The organism is Xanthomarina sp. (assembly GCF_035306605.1).
Taxonomy (GTDB): Bacteria; Bacteroidota; Bacteroidia; order Flavobacteriales; family Flavobacteriaceae; genus Xanthomarina.
In genome coordinates, this window is the sequence record NZ_DATGNR010000059.1 from 21245 (window position 1) to 37238 (window position 15994).

Annotated in this window: 16 protein-coding genes; 7 read left to right on the forward strand and 9 right to left on the reverse strand. The window is 32.9% G+C overall.

The window, feature by feature from the left end:
* Positions 1-64: 64 nt before the first annotated feature.
* From VKY41_RS08990 to VKY41_RS09025, 8 genes are all read right to left on the reverse strand, one after another.
* Positions 65-2581, reverse strand: a complete 2517-nt coding sequence (locus tag VKY41_RS08990; protein WP_500814113.1) for a PIG-L family deacetylase — start codon at positions 2579-2581, stop codon at positions 65-67.
* A gap of 122 nt (positions 2582-2703) precedes the next feature.
* Positions 2704-3771, reverse strand: a complete 1068-nt coding sequence (corA, locus tag VKY41_RS08995; protein ID WP_500814114.1) for a magnesium/cobalt transporter CorA — start codon at positions 3769-3771, stop codon at positions 2704-2706.
* A gap of 34 nt (positions 3772-3805) precedes the next feature.
* Positions 3806-4339: a mechanosensitive ion channel domain-containing protein gene (locus tag VKY41_RS09000; protein WP_500814128.1), complete on the reverse strand. Its 534-nt coding sequence runs from the start codon at positions 4337-4339 to the stop codon at positions 3806-3808.
* Positions 4340-4407: 68 nt separating this feature from the next.
* On the reverse strand, positions 4408-4998 hold the full coding sequence (locus VKY41_RS09005) for a Maf-like protein (protein ID WP_500814115.1): 591 nt from the start codon (positions 4996-4998) through the stop codon (positions 4408-4410).
* Complete coding sequence (locus VKY41_RS09010) at positions 4998-5924, reverse strand: geranylgeranylglycerol-phosphate geranylgeranyltransferase (RefSeq protein ID WP_500814116.1); 927 nt, start codon at positions 5922-5924, stop codon at positions 4998-5000. The genes VKY41_RS09005 and VKY41_RS09010 overlap by 1 nt, the downstream gene beginning before the upstream one ends.
* 76 nt (positions 5925-6000) lie before the next feature.
* The gene (locus VKY41_RS09015) at positions 6001-6531 is read right to left on the reverse strand and encodes a KdsC family phosphatase (RefSeq protein ID WP_500814117.1); all 531 of its coding nucleotides are present in this window, start codon (positions 6529-6531) and stop codon (positions 6001-6003) included.
* On the reverse strand, positions 6521-7279 hold the full coding sequence (locus VKY41_RS09020; RefSeq protein WP_500814118.1) for a Rossmann-like and DUF2520 domain-containing protein: 759 nt from the start codon (positions 7277-7279) through the stop codon (positions 6521-6523). Before VKY41_RS09020 ends, VKY41_RS09015 begins: the two co-directional genes overlap by 11 nt.
* Positions 7280-7298: 19 nt before the next feature.
* Positions 7299-7886, reverse strand: coding sequence for a Crp/Fnr family transcriptional regulator (locus VKY41_RS09025; RefSeq protein ID WP_500814119.1), 588 nt, complete (start codon positions 7884-7886; stop codon positions 7299-7301).
* A 75-nt stretch (positions 7887-7961) separates the two neighbouring features.
* Between VKY41_RS09025 and VKY41_RS09030 the strand changes: the two genes are divergently transcribed.
* The 3 genes from VKY41_RS09030 to VKY41_RS09040 all read left to right on the forward strand — a co-directional run bounded on the left by VKY41_RS09030 (position 7962) and on the right by VKY41_RS09040 (position 11998).
* Entirely contained in the window at positions 7962-8255 is a 294-nt protein-coding gene (locus VKY41_RS09030) for a hypothetical protein (protein ID WP_500814120.1), read from the forward strand.
* 8 nt (positions 8256-8263) lie between these two features.
* Positions 8264-8665: a group III truncated hemoglobin gene (locus VKY41_RS09035; protein WP_500814121.1), complete on the forward strand. Its 402-nt coding sequence runs from the start codon at positions 8264-8266 to the stop codon at positions 8663-8665.
* A gap of 150 nt (positions 8666-8815) precedes the next feature.
* Positions 8816-11998 carry a cytochrome c biogenesis protein gene (locus tag VKY41_RS09040; protein ID WP_500814122.1) on the forward strand — a complete coding sequence of 1061 codons (3183 nt, stop codon included), beginning with the start codon at positions 8816-8818 and terminating at the stop codon, positions 11996-11998.
* Between the two features lie 69 nt (positions 11999-12067).
* On the opposite strand, the gene VKY41_RS09045 is transcribed toward VKY41_RS09040, so the two are convergent.
* Entirely contained in the window at positions 12068-12439 is a 372-nt protein-coding gene (locus VKY41_RS09045; RefSeq protein WP_500814123.1) for a hypothetical protein, read from the reverse strand.
* A 179-nt stretch (positions 12440-12618) separates the two neighbouring features.
* Between VKY41_RS09045 and VKY41_RS09050 the strand changes: the two genes are divergently transcribed.
* From VKY41_RS09050 to VKY41_RS09065, 4 genes are all read left to right on the forward strand, one after another.
* Positions 12619-13251, forward strand: coding sequence for a Crp/Fnr family transcriptional regulator (locus VKY41_RS09050; RefSeq protein WP_500814124.1), 633 nt, complete (start codon positions 12619-12621; stop codon positions 13249-13251).
* Between the two features lie 58 nt (positions 13252-13309).
* Positions 13310-14110 carry a sulfite exporter TauE/SafE family protein gene (locus VKY41_RS09055; protein WP_500814125.1) on the forward strand — a complete coding sequence of 267 codons (801 nt, stop codon included), beginning with the start codon at positions 13310-13312 and terminating at the stop codon, positions 14108-14110.
* Positions 14111-14187: 77 nt separating this feature from the next.
* On the forward strand, positions 14188-15603 hold the full coding sequence (locus VKY41_RS09060; RefSeq protein ID WP_500814126.1) for an MBL fold metallo-hydrolase: 1416 nt from the start codon (positions 14188-14190) through the stop codon (positions 15601-15603).
* Between the two features lie 128 nt (positions 15604-15731).
* Positions 15732-15994, forward strand: a 263-nt coding sequence (locus VKY41_RS09065; protein ID WP_500814127.1) for a rhodanese-like domain-containing protein, incomplete at its 3' end; no start/stop codon positions are given.

The window sequence follows — 15994 nt, forward strand, 5'->3', positions numbered from 1 at the left end:
TTAATTTATAGACTTTTATGTTCAAAGATTAGCCATTGAAGTTTTAAGCCCGTTGAATTAAAGCTTATTTTTTTTCGCCCACCAAAACAGAGTCTTTCCCAATACTCAACATGTTGGCAAATAAGCGGTAGGCTCCGGGAACTCCCGCAGGAAACTCTCTAAAGAAACTTAGTCCTGTATAAATATAGTACCCTTTTCCATGTTGAGCCACTAATAAGCTACCTTTTTTAGCCGATTCGCCTTTGTCGTGCATAGATAAAATAGGAGTGAATTCTTTACCCCATGAATCTGGAAAATATAAGCCGCGTTCTTGTACCCAACCTTCAAAATCATTTTGAGTAATTTTATTAGGAGTGTTTAATAACGCGTGTTTAGGTTCTAGAAACTTAACATCGGAGTGTTCATCAGTCACCCGATCTTTAGATAATTTTAATTTGTATGGAGCTAAAGCATCTACCTTTAATTGGTGGTTTGTATTGTATTGAACAATCATATTTCCGCCATCATGAACAAAATTAAATAATTGTTGTTGTTTAAACTTTAAAGTTTCCAAAGTGTTGTAAGCTCTAATTCCAACTACAATAGCATCAAAATTACTTAAATTTTCAGGGCTAATATCTTCAGGTTTAAGTAGAGTTACTTTATATCCAATTTGTTGCAAACTTTCAGGAACCACATCTCCAGCGCCCACAATATAGCCAATGTTTTCTCCTTTTTTCTGAATGTCTAAACGTACAATTTTACTTTCAGAAGGAAGTAATACCGTTTGAAAAGGAATGTGTTCGTAATCTATTTCTATAAGTTCTTTGGAATAATGTTTTCCATTTACAGTCATGACTGGAATTAACTGACCTTCATGTTGAGTTTCTGGAGGAGTTACTCGAAATACATAGGTTTTTTCTTCTCCTTTATGTAAAATGTGAACTTCTTGTTTTTCTGGCGAAACGGTCCATCCTTTTGGATAATTTAAGCTTAGACTTCCTTGTAAGTTTTCACGTCCTGCTTTTACTATAACAGGAATGTCTTTGACTTGGCTTGTTTCGAAAATAATAACCTTTTCTGAGATCTTTACTGACGCTTCAGGAATAACTTCAAAGGGTTTGTAAACTTCTCCTTTTACGGGGTCGTTGGTTTTGTAAATAACAGGTTTTGTGAAGCTAATGGGTGTGTTGTCAAAAATTAATTTAAAAGTCACGGTAAAAACTCTTGGAGTTTCTGGCTTTCCTATTAAGGAGTCATCAGCAACCTGATACATGCCTAAAGTACCTTTTTCGGTAAGCCAATATGGAGTTGTAGGGGTTTGGTTGCTTGGAATTTCTAAAACTTCATCAAAATCGAATCTGTTGTTTTCTGTAAGTGCTAACTGTTTTGTGATAGTGGTTTGGTTACAGCTAATAGACTCTAATTTTATAGGATAGGCACTTCTGTTTATAGTTTCTATATGTAAGTTGACACGCTCGCCCGGAGTTGCTTGACTGCTTTCCGAAGCGGCTTCTAAATAGAGTCCCGCACAAGCGTAAATGATGTTTTTAATTTCCTCAGTTTTATAATTTCTCCAATGCTTATCTTCTAAGTTTTGGATGAGCTGATAGGCTCTTACTAACTGTGGAATACTAGCTGCAGGATTGGTGAAATCGTAATGAGCTTCAACTTGCTGTAAAATAGTTCCGATAGCTTCACCTCCTTTAACGCGATTCCAAGTGGTGTCAATTCCTTCAAAAAGATTGGTTTGATCTTTGGGCATGTCTCCTTTAATCAATTCAATGTATTCCTTGTCAGAACCACGAGTTCCGGTATTTCCAAATCCTTGAGATTTATGCTGACTTCTACTTAAAGCAGCTATTTCATTGTTGCTTAAACCATTTAAAGGGTAGAATGTACCTAAATCCAATTCTAACAATCCGGTTTTGTCTGCTTTTTCGTACTTCTCTTGGCTACCATAAAACCACCAAGATGTATTGAAAAATAATCGCTTTGGTTGCCACAGGCTAGTGTTTTTTAATTGGTTCGGATAAACCGATTTATTGTTTGAAATATCAAAAGCTTCGATGCTTAGCATAGCAGAGCTTGTGTGGTGTCCGTGTGTAGTACCAGGACTTCTGTGGTCAAACCTGTTAATGATAATATCTGGTTGAAATTGACGAATAGCCAAAACAACATCACTTAAAAGTGCTTCCTTATTCCATATTTCTAGGGTTTCGTCTGGGTGTTTAGAATAACCAAAATCGTTGGCACGAGTAAAAAGTTGTTCACCTCCATCAATTTGTCGGGCAGTAAGTAGCTCTTGAGTTCTAATAACGCCTAATAATTCACTTATTTCAGGTCCAATTAAGTTTTGACCGCCATCGCCTCGTGTTAAGGATAGGTAGGCTGTTCTTGCTTTTACTTGGTTAGACATATATGAAATAAGTCGAGTGTTTTCGTCGTCTGGATGTGCAGCTACGTAAAGAACAGAGCCTAAAAAGTTAAGTTTTTTAATGGACTCGTAAATCTCGGAAGCATTTGGTTTTTTTGGTGCTTGAGGATAAATATGTAAGCTTGAAAATAGTGCTATAATTATAACAAGTAATAATCTTTGCATAGTAGGTATTTTAGAAAGCAATAAATATAAAAAGAAAACCAGCAGGCTTGCCGGTTTTTATGTTTCTTTAACGTTTTACTCTTGTTTTGTTTATTTTCTTAAAAACTAAGAATCGAAAAAACTTAAAGCCATTTTTTCTTCTTGAAATAGTAAATCATGCCAATAAAAATCAATATCATGATTCCCCATAGGATGAAATAACTGTATTTATAATGTAGTTCAGGGATGTTATCGAAGTTCATACCATAAATTCCTGCAATAAAAGTTAACGGAATAAAAATGGTGGCTATGATGGTAAGAACCTTCATAACCTCATTCATTTTATTGCTAATGGTAGTCATATACATATCCATTAAACTCCAAATCATTTCCCTGTAAATTTCTATGGCGTCGGATAGTTGAATTACATGATCGTAAACATCTCGATAATACTGAATGGAGGTTGGTTTTATTAAAACATGTTCGTTTTTTTCTATGCGACTAATAATTTCACGAATAGGGAAAATGACACGTCGTGTTTTTAAAACTTCTTTCTTAAGACTTAAAACTTGCAGACTTAAATCGTCTTGTAGAATACCATTGAATAAAATTTCTTCTAAATCCTCAATTTTATTACCCATAGTTTCACTTACTATGTAGTAATGGTCTACAATGGCGTCAATTAGAGCATAGAGGAGGTAATCTGGTCCTAGAGTTCTAATTCTACCATTTTCTATACGTAATCGTTCTCTAACATTATCAAACACATCTCCTTCCATTTCTTGGAAAGTCAACACGTAATTTGAACCTAAAACCAAACTTATTTGTTCTGTTTTGATGTTTTCTTTATCATCGTAATAAAGCATTTTAAGTATGACGAAGATATAGTCGTCGTAAACATCAATTTTAGGTCTTTGAGAGGTGTTGGCAATATCTGCAATAATTAAAGGGTGCAGATTGTAGTGTTTCCCAATCTTTTCAATATCATGGATGTGGTTCAACCCATTTATATTTATCCAAGAATTGGACTTAGAATTTTTAAAACTAAAGGCTTCTTCAATAGAACTAAGCTCTAATTCGTCTATAAAATCAGAGTTGTAGTCAAAAGCATCTATAAAGAGCTTTTTTGTAGGGTTTTCGCCGGTATAAACTATAGAACCGGGAGACTGCTTAATGTGCTTTTTGTATTTATTGGTTCTCTTTTTCGGCATAAAGTATATATAATACTATAAATATATGAATAATTTATATAGCATCGGAGCCTTCTTCTATTGCATCCTTTTTAATAAGTGTTACTGCTTTTTGCAACATTAAGTTATTCGGATAGGTTACCAAGTTTCCGTTATCCAACCTTAAATGAAGCTGAAAAGCCCTAATGTCTTCAATAATGCCTTCTAAAGGAGAGTCCTTGTCGTGAATTTCAATTTTATCACCTACTTTATATGGAAAGGAAAAAAACATGATAACCCCAGAGGTGATATTGCTTAAAATAGACCAAATAGCAAATAAGGCAATTCCAATAACTGCAAATACAGAAGAAAATACCAGGGCTAAATCTTTTAATTGAGCTCCGAAAATAAAGGTTTCAATTAAAAGGGCAAGTAAAACCAAGGTAACCGTTACATATCTGCTTATTAAAGTGATTCGTGCATCATTTATTCCGGTTTTCTTGCCTAACTTATAGATGAGTTTTTTAGCGATAACTCTAATAATAAATAGAAATAGCAGAATAAATAAACTCGCTAAAATTTCGGTTTGATACGTTTGAAAGAATGTCATTTCCATAATTAAATTAATGAGCAAAGATAGAACAGAATTAAAGAATTAGTCGGGTCCTTAAGTTATATTTAAGAAGAAACCAACGAGTTTAAAGCTTGATAAACAAGGTGGGTGGGCAGGCCTACTACATTAAAATATGAGCCTTCAATTTTGCTGATTCCTATTTGACCAATCCACTCCTGAATGCCGTATGCTCCGGCTTTGTCGAACGGTTTAAAGGTTTCTATGTAATGAGTTATTTCGGTGTTACTTAGCTCTTTAAAAGTAACCTTTGTAACAGCATGCACCGTTTTTTGAAGCGTGGTGGTTGTAAAACAAACAGAAGTAATAACTTCATGTGTTGCATCACTTAAAGATTTTATCATCTTAAAAGCATCCTCTTTGTCGATGGGTTTTCCAAGGGCTTGGTTGTTATGCCAAACAATGGTGTCGCTAGTTATAAGAATATCGTTATCTTTTAGTTCTTCTTTAAATGGAAGTGCTTTTAATTGAGCTAAATAATCACTGATTTCAAAATGCATTAATCTAGACGGGTATTCTTCATTTATAGATTTTATGCGCACTTCAAAATCCAATCCTAAATCGGCAAAAAATTGCTGTCTTCTAGGTGACCCCGAAGCTAAAATAAGATGGTGATTTTTTAGTTTTTCGTTTAACATTATCCTAGTAAAACAAATTGATAAAGCGCTAATGAAAACATACCAATTAGCATGACTAATTTAAGCAATTTACTAATAAACCGAAGTTCTTTTTTGGTTTCAGCATTAAAAGATTTAAGGCTAATATAAATGAGTGGTCCTAAAATAAATATTAGAAAATAGGTTACAACCAATAACTGAGAGTATAAAAAGGTAATGATATAAAAAACCACCCCAAACAATAGCATTATGGAAAGGACGAAAACTACTTTTATAGCTCTATTTCTACCAATAGCGATAGGTAAGGTATTAAAACCAGCTTTGTATTCGCCATCAACATCTTCTATGTCTTTAACTATTTCTCTAATAAGATTAATTACAAAGGCAAATATGGCGTAGTCTAGAATAATATTGAAAAAAGTAATTTGTGTCTCGCGGTTTTCTGGAGTTATGGCTGGTAGGATATCGAATAAACCAACAATAATAAGGCTGAGTGCTACTAAAAGAGATACAACAATGTTTCCAATTAATAGTAGTTGTTTTAAATAGGAGGCATAAACGTATAACAATGCCGAAATAATGACAAAAATGGCAAAGAAACCACTTTTACCAATTAAGTGTGACAGATAAAATCCAATACCAACACCAACAACATTAAAGATAATAAATAGGTTATTTGCCGTTTTTTCAGAAATGCTTTTTCCAACTATAACACGTTTTGGTCTGTTAACCAAATCAATTTCAATATCGTAAATATCGTTAATGATATATCCTGCGGCCGCAATGCACAGAGTTGCCAAAACCAATAATGTAAATCCAAATAAATTTAGTGTAACACTAAGGTTGGTAGCTTTTAAAAAAGGTTCTAAAAGCATGTATTTTATTAAAAATTGAACTAACGCAATTATGAGTAAGTTCTTGTAACGAATAAGATTTAAGAAATTCAAGAGTTTTAATTTGGTATTATAAAGTGATTAGTAATCTTTAATTAGGATTGTTTTTGCTTTAAATAAAATTGAAAAATTAATCGTATTTGGCATTAAAATTATCAAACCATTTTCCTTGTACTTTTAAAACTTGCTCAATAACATCTCTAACAGCTCCGTTACCACCATTTTTATGGGAAATATATTTAGAAATGGCTTTAATTTCAGGAACAGCGTCTTGTGGGCAACAAGGCAATCCTACTAATGTCATAACAGGATAATCTGGTAAATCATCACCCATAAACAAGACCTTTTTTAAATCTATTTGATGCCTTTCCAAAAACAGGTTTAATTGTTCAATTTTGTTATGTGCACCAAGAAAAATATCTTTTATTCCTAATCCTTCCAACCGATGTCTAACTCCTTCGTTGGTGCCTCCAGAAATAACACACACATTAAATCCTTTATCAACGGCAGTTTTTAAGGCATATCCGTCCTTAATATTCATAGTTCTTAGCATTTCGCCAGAAGTGGTTACCGTTATGGTTCCATCAGTTAACACACCATCTATATCAAAAATTAAGGTGTTAATCTGTTCTAGATATTCTTTGTAGCTTTTATTTTCCATGCGTATTTTTTATGGCATTAGTCATTAAATTATAAATAGCTTTATGCTCTTCACTTTCTAACAAGTTTAAATGTCTTTTTATAGTGTTTTTATCGTTGCGTTTTGCAGGACCTGTTTGTGCTAAATAAGGTGATAAATATTGAACCTTCTTAGCTGTTTCTAATATTAAAGGTTTTAAAACATCAAATTCCACGCCTTCAGATTCTGTTATTTCATGTGCAACACGATATAGTTGGTTGGTGAAATTATTTACAAATACGGCAGCCAAATGTAAGGCTTTTCTTTGGTCGCTATTTATTTTGTAATAGTCGCATCCTATGGCTTCAGCCAATGATTTTAAAAGTGGGTAATCTTTTTTGCCAATAGTTTCTATGCAAATAGGCACGTTTTTAAAATCAAGCTCAGCATCTTTAGAAAAAGTTTGTAAAGGGTAAAAAACACCTCGTCTATTTTTTTTGTCTAAATCATAAACACTAACACTTCCAGACGTGTGGACTACCAATCGGTCTGAAAAAGGTAAGGCTTCAGAAATTCCTGAAATAGCATCATCGCTTACAGCAATAATATATAAATCTACTTCTGTTAAGTCTGAAAGGTTGTCTGTAACCGAAACCTCATTTTGAAAAGAACTTATTTTACCAAGGTCTCTATTGTACCACTGCTTAACCGAAACAGTTTCGGTTTTTGAAAACACTCTAAATAAGTGTGTTGCAACATTTCCTGCGCCAAGTATACTAACTGAAATCATGGGTGTAAATTAAAGATATTTAAATAAAAACTTTATGATGTTTTAGAATTAATTTTTTACTTTTTTCCAACTGTTTTACAGCTCTAATAACTGTTTCTACACGTAAGCCTGTTAATTCTGAAATTTGTTGACGTGTTAATTTTACTTCAAATAAACCTTCAGTTTTAGAGGATTCTTTTAAATGGTGTAATAGGGTTAAAATGCGATGTTCTGGCGGATGAATAGACAGTTCCTTCATAATTTTTGCTTTATACAACATTCTATTGCAAATTAATTTCGTGAACTTTAAATGGATATCTGGTTGAGCCTTTAATAAGTTGAAAAACACTTTTTTTTCTAAAACATAAATTTCGCAATCAGTTAAACAGATAGCACTCGCGGGATAATCAAAAGCTCCAAATAAGGGAGGTTCACCAAAAGAAGCGTTTTTTTCAAAAAAACCTTGTGTAAACTCTTTTCCTTCTTCGGTAAGGTTAAACATTTTGATTTTTCCAGACTTTAGCTGATAGTAATACTTAGGCTTCTCAGTTTCATTAAAAATTATCTCGTCTTTGTGGTAGGTTTTTATAAACGGATTATATGTGTTTAATAAGTCAATAGGTATCATTTGTGTATGATTTGAATCATAAAATAACAAAGATAAGTTATTGAACTTTGTAAGGAGAATATTAAACACTAAGAAATGAATATTTTAAACCAGTACCGTCACGACTTTAAAAAAAATTATATTTTATACATTCCTTTAACTATTATTTTACAAAGTTGTTTAGGCTCTATTGCAGCCATGTTTATTTTAAAAAATAGTATTACAGGAACATTCCATTTTTTTGAACTAACTTTATGTGTTGTATTTGCTATGGGCTATAATGCCGTTGTTTATGCACAATTAAAAAACAATATTATATTTAATTTTTTAGTTGCCACTCTATTAGTGGAAATAGCGCTTATAATAATTAATGTAATTCGACTATTTTAAATTTAAGAATGATAAAAGAAGATATAGCGACTCGTGAAGATGTCTATTTATTAGTCTCGGCTTTTTATTCCAAAATTAGAAAAGACCCATTTTTAGGGCCTTTTTTTAATCGTGTAATTAAAGACTGGGAAGAACATATAGTGAAATTAACTACCTTTTGGGAAACCAGTTTGTTTACAACCCGACGTTTGGAAAATAAATATTATGGGAATCCTTTAGCTGTTCATGTTGGGGTAGATCAAGATAATAATCAAAGCATAACCCCAGAACACTTTGGTAAATGGTTGAGTTTGTGGATTGAAACCATTGACGAGATGTACGATGGAGACTATGCCATGAAAGCCAAACAAAAAGCTAGAAAAATGAGTACTTTTTTGTTCTTGAAAATTTTTGAAGCCAGACAAAATTAGTTAGTTTATCGCTTTTTTAACAAATAAAACCCACGGCAGTTTTAGTTTTTATTTTAAAAAATTTAACCAAGGCTTCTTTTTATGCTTTTAACAGATTAAATAAACTTAAAACCTTAAATTTGCACGATTAAATTTTAGAGTCTCGAAATAATGCAAAATAAAATAACCAAATTCTTATTTTCTACCAGATTAACCTCCATTTTATTTATTGTTTACGCAGCTGCGATGGCTATTGGAACTTTTATGGATGCTGGACAAGAAACCTCACCTACACCTTATACAAGAAATCTTATTTACAACACTTGGTGGTTCGAAGCTATCCTCGTGGTGTTCATGATAAATTTTATCGGAAATATTCCGAAGTATAGATTGTGGAGAAAGGAGCAATGGGCGACTTTAGTACTTCATTTGTCATTCATCCTAATTATCCTCGGGGCTGGAATTACTAGATATATCAGTTATGAAGGGATGATGAGTATTCGTGAAGGTGAAACAGAAAACGTGATGCTTTCTCATAAAACATATATTACCGCTTATATAGATGGTGATTATATGGTGAATGGTCAGGCTCAAAGAAAAATTGTTGAAGAAGAAGTCGATTTTTCACCTCGATTAAATAATAAATTCCACTACAAAACGGATTACAACAAGCAAGACGTTACCTTCGAACTTGAAAAATTTGTAGGAAGTGCAGAAAAAGATGTCGTTCCAGACGAAAACGGAAAAGAATACTTAAAAATGGTTGAAGCGGGTGATGGTTTACCTCATAATCATTTTTTGGAATCTGGAGAAGTGCAAAGCATTCACAACATTTTATTTTCTTTAAATAAAGAAGTCCCAGGCGCTGTTAATATTACTTCAACTGAAAATGGATTAACCATACAATCGCCTTTTGAAGGGGAGTACATGACCATGGCCACAGGGCTTACGGGTGAATTAGTAAAGGACAGCCTTCAACCACTTGTTTTACGTTCTAGATATGTTATAGGGAACATGCAAATAGTGTTTCCAAAACCTGTTGTGAAGGGAACCTTTGATATTGTAAAGAAATCAGAAATGTTGGCAGGAGACGAAGACGGTCTGGTGTTGAAAATAACGTCTAATGGCGAGACAGAACGTGTTAGATTATTAGGTGGTCAAGGGTATAGTAAACCATTTGAAACAGTTCATATTGCAGGTTTAGATATAGCGGTAAAATATGGTTCAAAAACGATAGAACTACCATTTAGTATAAAATTAAACGATTTTATTGCGGATAAATATCCAGGAACAGAAAAAAGCTACTCTTCTTTTGCTAGTGAAGTAACTGTTATGGATGAAGAAACAGGTGATTACGATTACCGCATTTATATGAACAACATTTTGGACCATGGAGGATATAGATTCTTCCAAGCTAGTTTCGACCCGGATGAGTTAGGAACTAGACTTTCTGTAAATCACGATTTCTATGGAACTTGGATAACCTATATTGGGTATTTCTTGTTGTACTTCGGAATGATAGCTATCTTATTTGATAAGAGAACTCGTTTTGGTGATTTAAAACGCCAACTTAAGAGAGTGAAATTTAAGAAGGAAAAAGCATTAATGGTTTTATTTTTATGTTTTGGATTACATGGATACGCTCAAGATTCTAATCACAAACACAGTTTAGCTCCAACCAAAGCACAAATAGATTCTATTTTAGAGGTTAATATTACACCTAAAGCACATGCCGATAAATTTGCTCATTTAGTAATTCAGGATGCTGGAGGACGTATGATGCCTATTAATACCTATGCATCGGAAATGCTTCGAAAGCTAAGTAAGCATGATACTTATGAAGGATTTGATGCCAACCAAGTATTCTTATCTATTCAGGAAAGTCCTTTATTATGGTATAACGTACCAATAATTTATTTAAAGCCTCAAAAAGGAGATTCTATTCGTAAAATAATTGGAGTAGAGGAAAGTCAGAAATACGTGTCCTTAGTAAACTTCTTTACCGAAAATGGAACTTATAAATTAGCTCCTTATTTAGAAGAAGCCTATAAAGCACAAATTCCAAATGGTTTCCAAAAGGAATTTAAGGAAACAGACCAACGTGTAAATTTATTATACAATACCATTGAAGGATATGCTTTGCGTATTTTCCCAATTCCAGACGATTATAACAATAAATGGATTTCTTCGGTAGAATTTAGAAGAGATAATTATCGCGAACAGATTAAGGATTCGCTATATGGAAACTTTATCAATAACGGATTTAGCGCATACTTATTAACTTTAAACGCAGCTAAACAATCTGGAGATTTTACTAAAGCAGAAGATCTTTTAGATTCATTTAAAAAGACGCAGCATAAGTTTGGTAGTGAAGTCATGCTTTCGGATAAAAAAATCCAAGCGGAAATAAGTTACAACAAGTACGATATCTTTAAAAAGCTTTATAGCTGGTTTATGTACGCCTCTGCTTTAATGTTTGTTCTAATTATTGTTCAAATATTTAAAGAAAGGAGTAAAGCATTAAAAGTAGGTGTCAATGTTTTTAAATATATTATTGTAGGCCTTTTTGTGCTACATACTATTGGTCTTATTGTTAGATGGTATATTTCAGGACACGCTCCTTGGAGTGATGCGTATGAATCCATGATTTATGTAGCTTGGGCAACCATGCTATTTGGATTGATTTTTGGAAGAAAAAGTGATTTAACTGTGGCCGCAACAGCATTTGTAACTTCCATGATTTTAATGGTTGCACATTGGAGCTGGATGGATCCTGCTATTGCAAATTTACAACCCGTATTAGATAGTTACTGGTTAATGATTCATGTGGCGGTAATTGTAGCTAGTTACGGACCATTCACCTTAGGGATGATGTTAGGGGTGGTATGTTTGTTTTTAATGATTTTTACAAATAAAGAAAATAAAAAGAAAATGCTGCTGAACATTCAGGAGTTAACCATAATAAACGAAATGGCCTTAACTGTTGGCTTGGTTTTACTAACCATAGGAAACTTTTTAGGAGGTATGTGGGCCAACGAAAGCTGGGGAAGATATTGGGGCTGGGACCCAAAGGAAACTTGGGCTTTAATTAGTATTATGGTTTACGCTTTTGTAATTCATATGCGCTTGGTTCCAGGACTTCGTGGACGTTTTGCTTTTAACTTAGCTTCTATATTAGCTTTTTCAAGTATTATGATGACTTACTTTGGTGTGAATTTCTATCTAGCTGGATTACATAGTTATGCTAGTGGTGATCAAATTGTAAGTGTGAAATTCATTCTTATTGCCTTAGGAATTATTGCAGTATTGGCTGGATTAGCTTATTGGAAATACGCGAAGTTTTATAAGAAATAAAACCTAAAATGTTTAAACAAAAAAAGACTGCAATTTGCAGTCTTTTTTTGTTTAATTTAATTAGGTGTCCTATAGTTTAATTGGAGTTTTATCCAAGTTCAATTCGTCCAACATATCTTGGGTAAACTTATAGTGCCCACGACGAGTAATAATTTTAAATCTATCATCCTTCATTCTTGTAAGAACATCTAAAAATCTCCATTTAGATTTTAGTAATTTAGGTTGTTCAGATTTTAAACTTATTTCAAAATAATGTTTTCTACCACCTTTTTCTGCCACAATATTTGGAGTTATTGAAATGTCACTCCCTTTCTTGAGGTAAGATTTTGGTGTTTCATATCCTTCAGCATCAGCCTTGATGTTGTTGAATCCTAACTTTTCTAAATATGTTAAAGATTCCTTCAAAAATACTTCGTTTTCTAATTTTTCCTTTGCTATCATGCCATAAAGATAAGAAAATTAATTGGCATTTTTGGTTAATTCCTTGTTAAACATAATTTTAGTAATTCATTTTCAGTTAGTTAAGTGGTTTTAAGCCTAGTTCTATAAATGTCTGAATATTAATTCCATTTCATTGTTAAACCGTAAATTTGTATCATTAAATAATATAACAACCAAACATGATAGAAGATTTAGAAGCGAATTATGGTTACTTGTTTGAAGAAGAACTACTTCAAGAAATTAATCAAGTTGGTATTTTAAAGCAAATTCCAGAAGGAGGGAAGCTTATAGAAATTGGCGATTATATAAAATCTATGCCTTTATTAATAAGTGGCGCAGTTAAAATAATGAGAGAAGACGATCATGGTGATGAGTTGATACTCTATTTTATTGAAAAAGGAGATACCTGCGCTATGACCTTATCTTGTTGTATGGGACAAAAAAGAAGCGAAATTAGAGCAATTGCCGAAACCGATACAACCTTAATTATGATTCCTGTAGAAAACTTAGCTGCGTGGATGGGAAAATATAAAAGCTGGCAAAATTTCATACTTCAAAGTTATAACGAAAGAATGTCTGAACTTCTAGAAGCAATAGATACTATCGCATTTTTAAAAATGGACGAACGCATTTTAAAGTATTTGAGAGATAAGGCCATGGTAAATCACAACGACGAAATTATTGTTACTCATCAACAAATAGCCAACGATTTACATACATCCAGAGTGGTTGTTTCTAGAATATTAAAAGCTTTAGAGAATAATAATCAAATAAAAATCAATAGGAATAGAATTTCCTTACTCGATTTATAGATCAAAACTGAAAACAAATAATAACAAAACAATAATAGTTCTAGTTTAGAACATTTTTATGGATTTAAATACTACCTTAGGATATATTGGAGCACTTTTAATTGGAGTTGTTTTAGGTTTAATTGGAGGAGGAGGATCCATACTTACCGTTCCAATTTTAGTTTACTTATTTTATTTTAATGCCGTAACGGCAACAGCCTACTCCTTATTTGTTGTGGGGGTTTCATCTGCTTTTGGGACGGTAAAAAACATCCAAAAGAAGCGAGTGAATTTTAAAGTAGCTGTTATATTTTCGGTGCCAGCATTTATAGCCGTTTATATGACTAGACGCTATATATTACCTGCTATTCCAGACGATTTAATTCGGTTAAATGGCTATGTTATATCAAAAGATATGGCAATTATGACACTATTTGCTGTAATGATGTTACTAGCAGCAAAAACGATGTTAACAAATAAAAAGGACGTAGAAACAGATCAAGAACCAATAAAACTAAACTATCTATTAATTTTTATTCAAGCCATTTTTATAGGTTTATTTACTGGTTTAGTTGGAGCCGGAGGAGGTTTTATTATCATACCAGCATTAATAGCATTAGCCCATTTGCCAATGAAAGAAGCTGTTGGAACCTCGTTATTAATTATAGCAATTAATTCTTTAATAGGTTTTACTGGAGATTTTGGGCATTTAGACATAGATTGGTTATTTTTACTTGGCTTTACTGGTATTTCAGTAGTCGGCATTTTTATTGGATCCTACGTGTCCAATTTTATAAATGGAGCAAAACTTAAAAAAGGCTTTGGTTGGTTCATACTATGTATGGCTGTGTATATAATTTATAAAGAACTAACGGTGTAATGATTATTGTAACCTATGTTACAGCCAAAGTGGAATAACATGATTAATTTTGAACAATTGATAAATATTAGAATAAAATGAAGATTGAACAGATTTACACAGGGTGTTTAGCACATGCTGCTTATTATATAGAAAACAATGGTGAAGCAGCAATTATAGATCCATTAAGAGAAGTAGAACCATATATAAAAAGGGCGAAACTGGATAATGCAAAAGTTAAATATATTTTTGAAACACATTTCCATGCCGATTTTGTTAGTGGTCATTTGGATTTAAAAAAGAAAACAGGTGCAGAAATTGTATTCGGACCAACAGCTAAACCTGCTTACGATGCTATTATAGCTGAAGATGGACAAGTTTTTAACGTTGGAAATTATAAAATAAAAGTTATCCATACTCCGGGCCATACCATGGAAAGCACAACCTATTTGCTGATCGATGAAAATGGAAAAGAGCATGGAATTGTAACAGGAGACACCTTATTTATTGGCGATGTTGGAAGACCTGATTTAGCTCAAAAAGTAGCATCCGATTTAACCCAAGAAAAATTAGCAGGATACCTATTCGATTCCTTAAGAAACAAGATAATGCCGCTTAGCGACGACTTAATTGTGTATCCAAATCACGGAGCTGGTTCTGCCTGTGGGAAAAACATGAGTAAGGAAACAACGGATACACTCGGAAATCAGAAAAAGACCAATTATGCCTTACGTGCGGATATGACAAAAGAGGAATTTATAGCCGAACTTTTAGACGGTTTAAGTGCACCTCCAGGATATTTCCCACAAAACGTGATGATGAATATTCAAGGTTATGAAAGTTTTGACAATGTGATGCAAAAGTCACAAAAACCTTTATCTCCTCAAGAATTTGAAGCAGCCGCCAACGAAACGGAGGCTATTGTTTTAGATGTACGTCATCAAAACGATTTCGTAAAGGGTCACATTCCTCGTTCTATTTTTATTGGAATTGATGGTGGATTTGCTCCTTGGGTTGGTGCTTTAATAGTAGATGTTAGTCAACCAATATTGCTTGTTGCTCCAGAAGGAAGAGAGGAAGAGGTAATAACCAGATTATCTAGAGTTGGCTTCGATAACGTGATAGGCTATTTAAAAGGAAGTTTTGATGCTTGGAAAAATAAAGGACTAGAGTACGACTCGATTACCTCTATTTCTGCCGACGAATTTAAAGAGAGATATGAAGATGTAAAAGAGGTGATTTTCGATGTTAGAAAAGAAGGAGAATATACCGCAGAGCATGTAGAGAATGTTAATTTTACACCTCTTGATTCATTAAATGAGCATTTAGCTGATTTTCCAGATGATAAAACGTTTTATGTACATTGTGCAGGAGGATATAGATCGGTAATTGCTGCGTCCATCCTAAAAAGCAGAGGTATTCATAATTTAATAGATGTAGCAGGAGGATTTGGAAAAATTAAAGCTAGTGGAGTTCCAACTACTAATTTCGTTTGTCCTTCAACTTTAAAGTAATAGTGAATAATATATTTTAAAAAAAAAGAGTGGCAAGGAATTGTCACTCTTTTTTTATGTAACTTATGTTACTGAAAACAACTTATAAAAGATGTAATTTTATACTATTCAAAAAACTAAAAGTTAAAATGAAACATATATTAATAGCCTTGTTGCTTATAAGCTCAGTTTGTAATCTAAAAGCCCAAGACAAAGAGAGGATTGTAGTTCTTAATCGTACGGAATTCAAATCACAAATAGAAAACCAAAAGGTTCAACTGATTGATGTTAGAACTCCAGAAGAATTTCAAGAAGGACATATTAAAGGTGCCCAAAATATTGATTATTATTCTGAAGGTTTTACGGATGAGTTTAATAAACTAGATAAAAGCAAACCCGTATATTTATATTG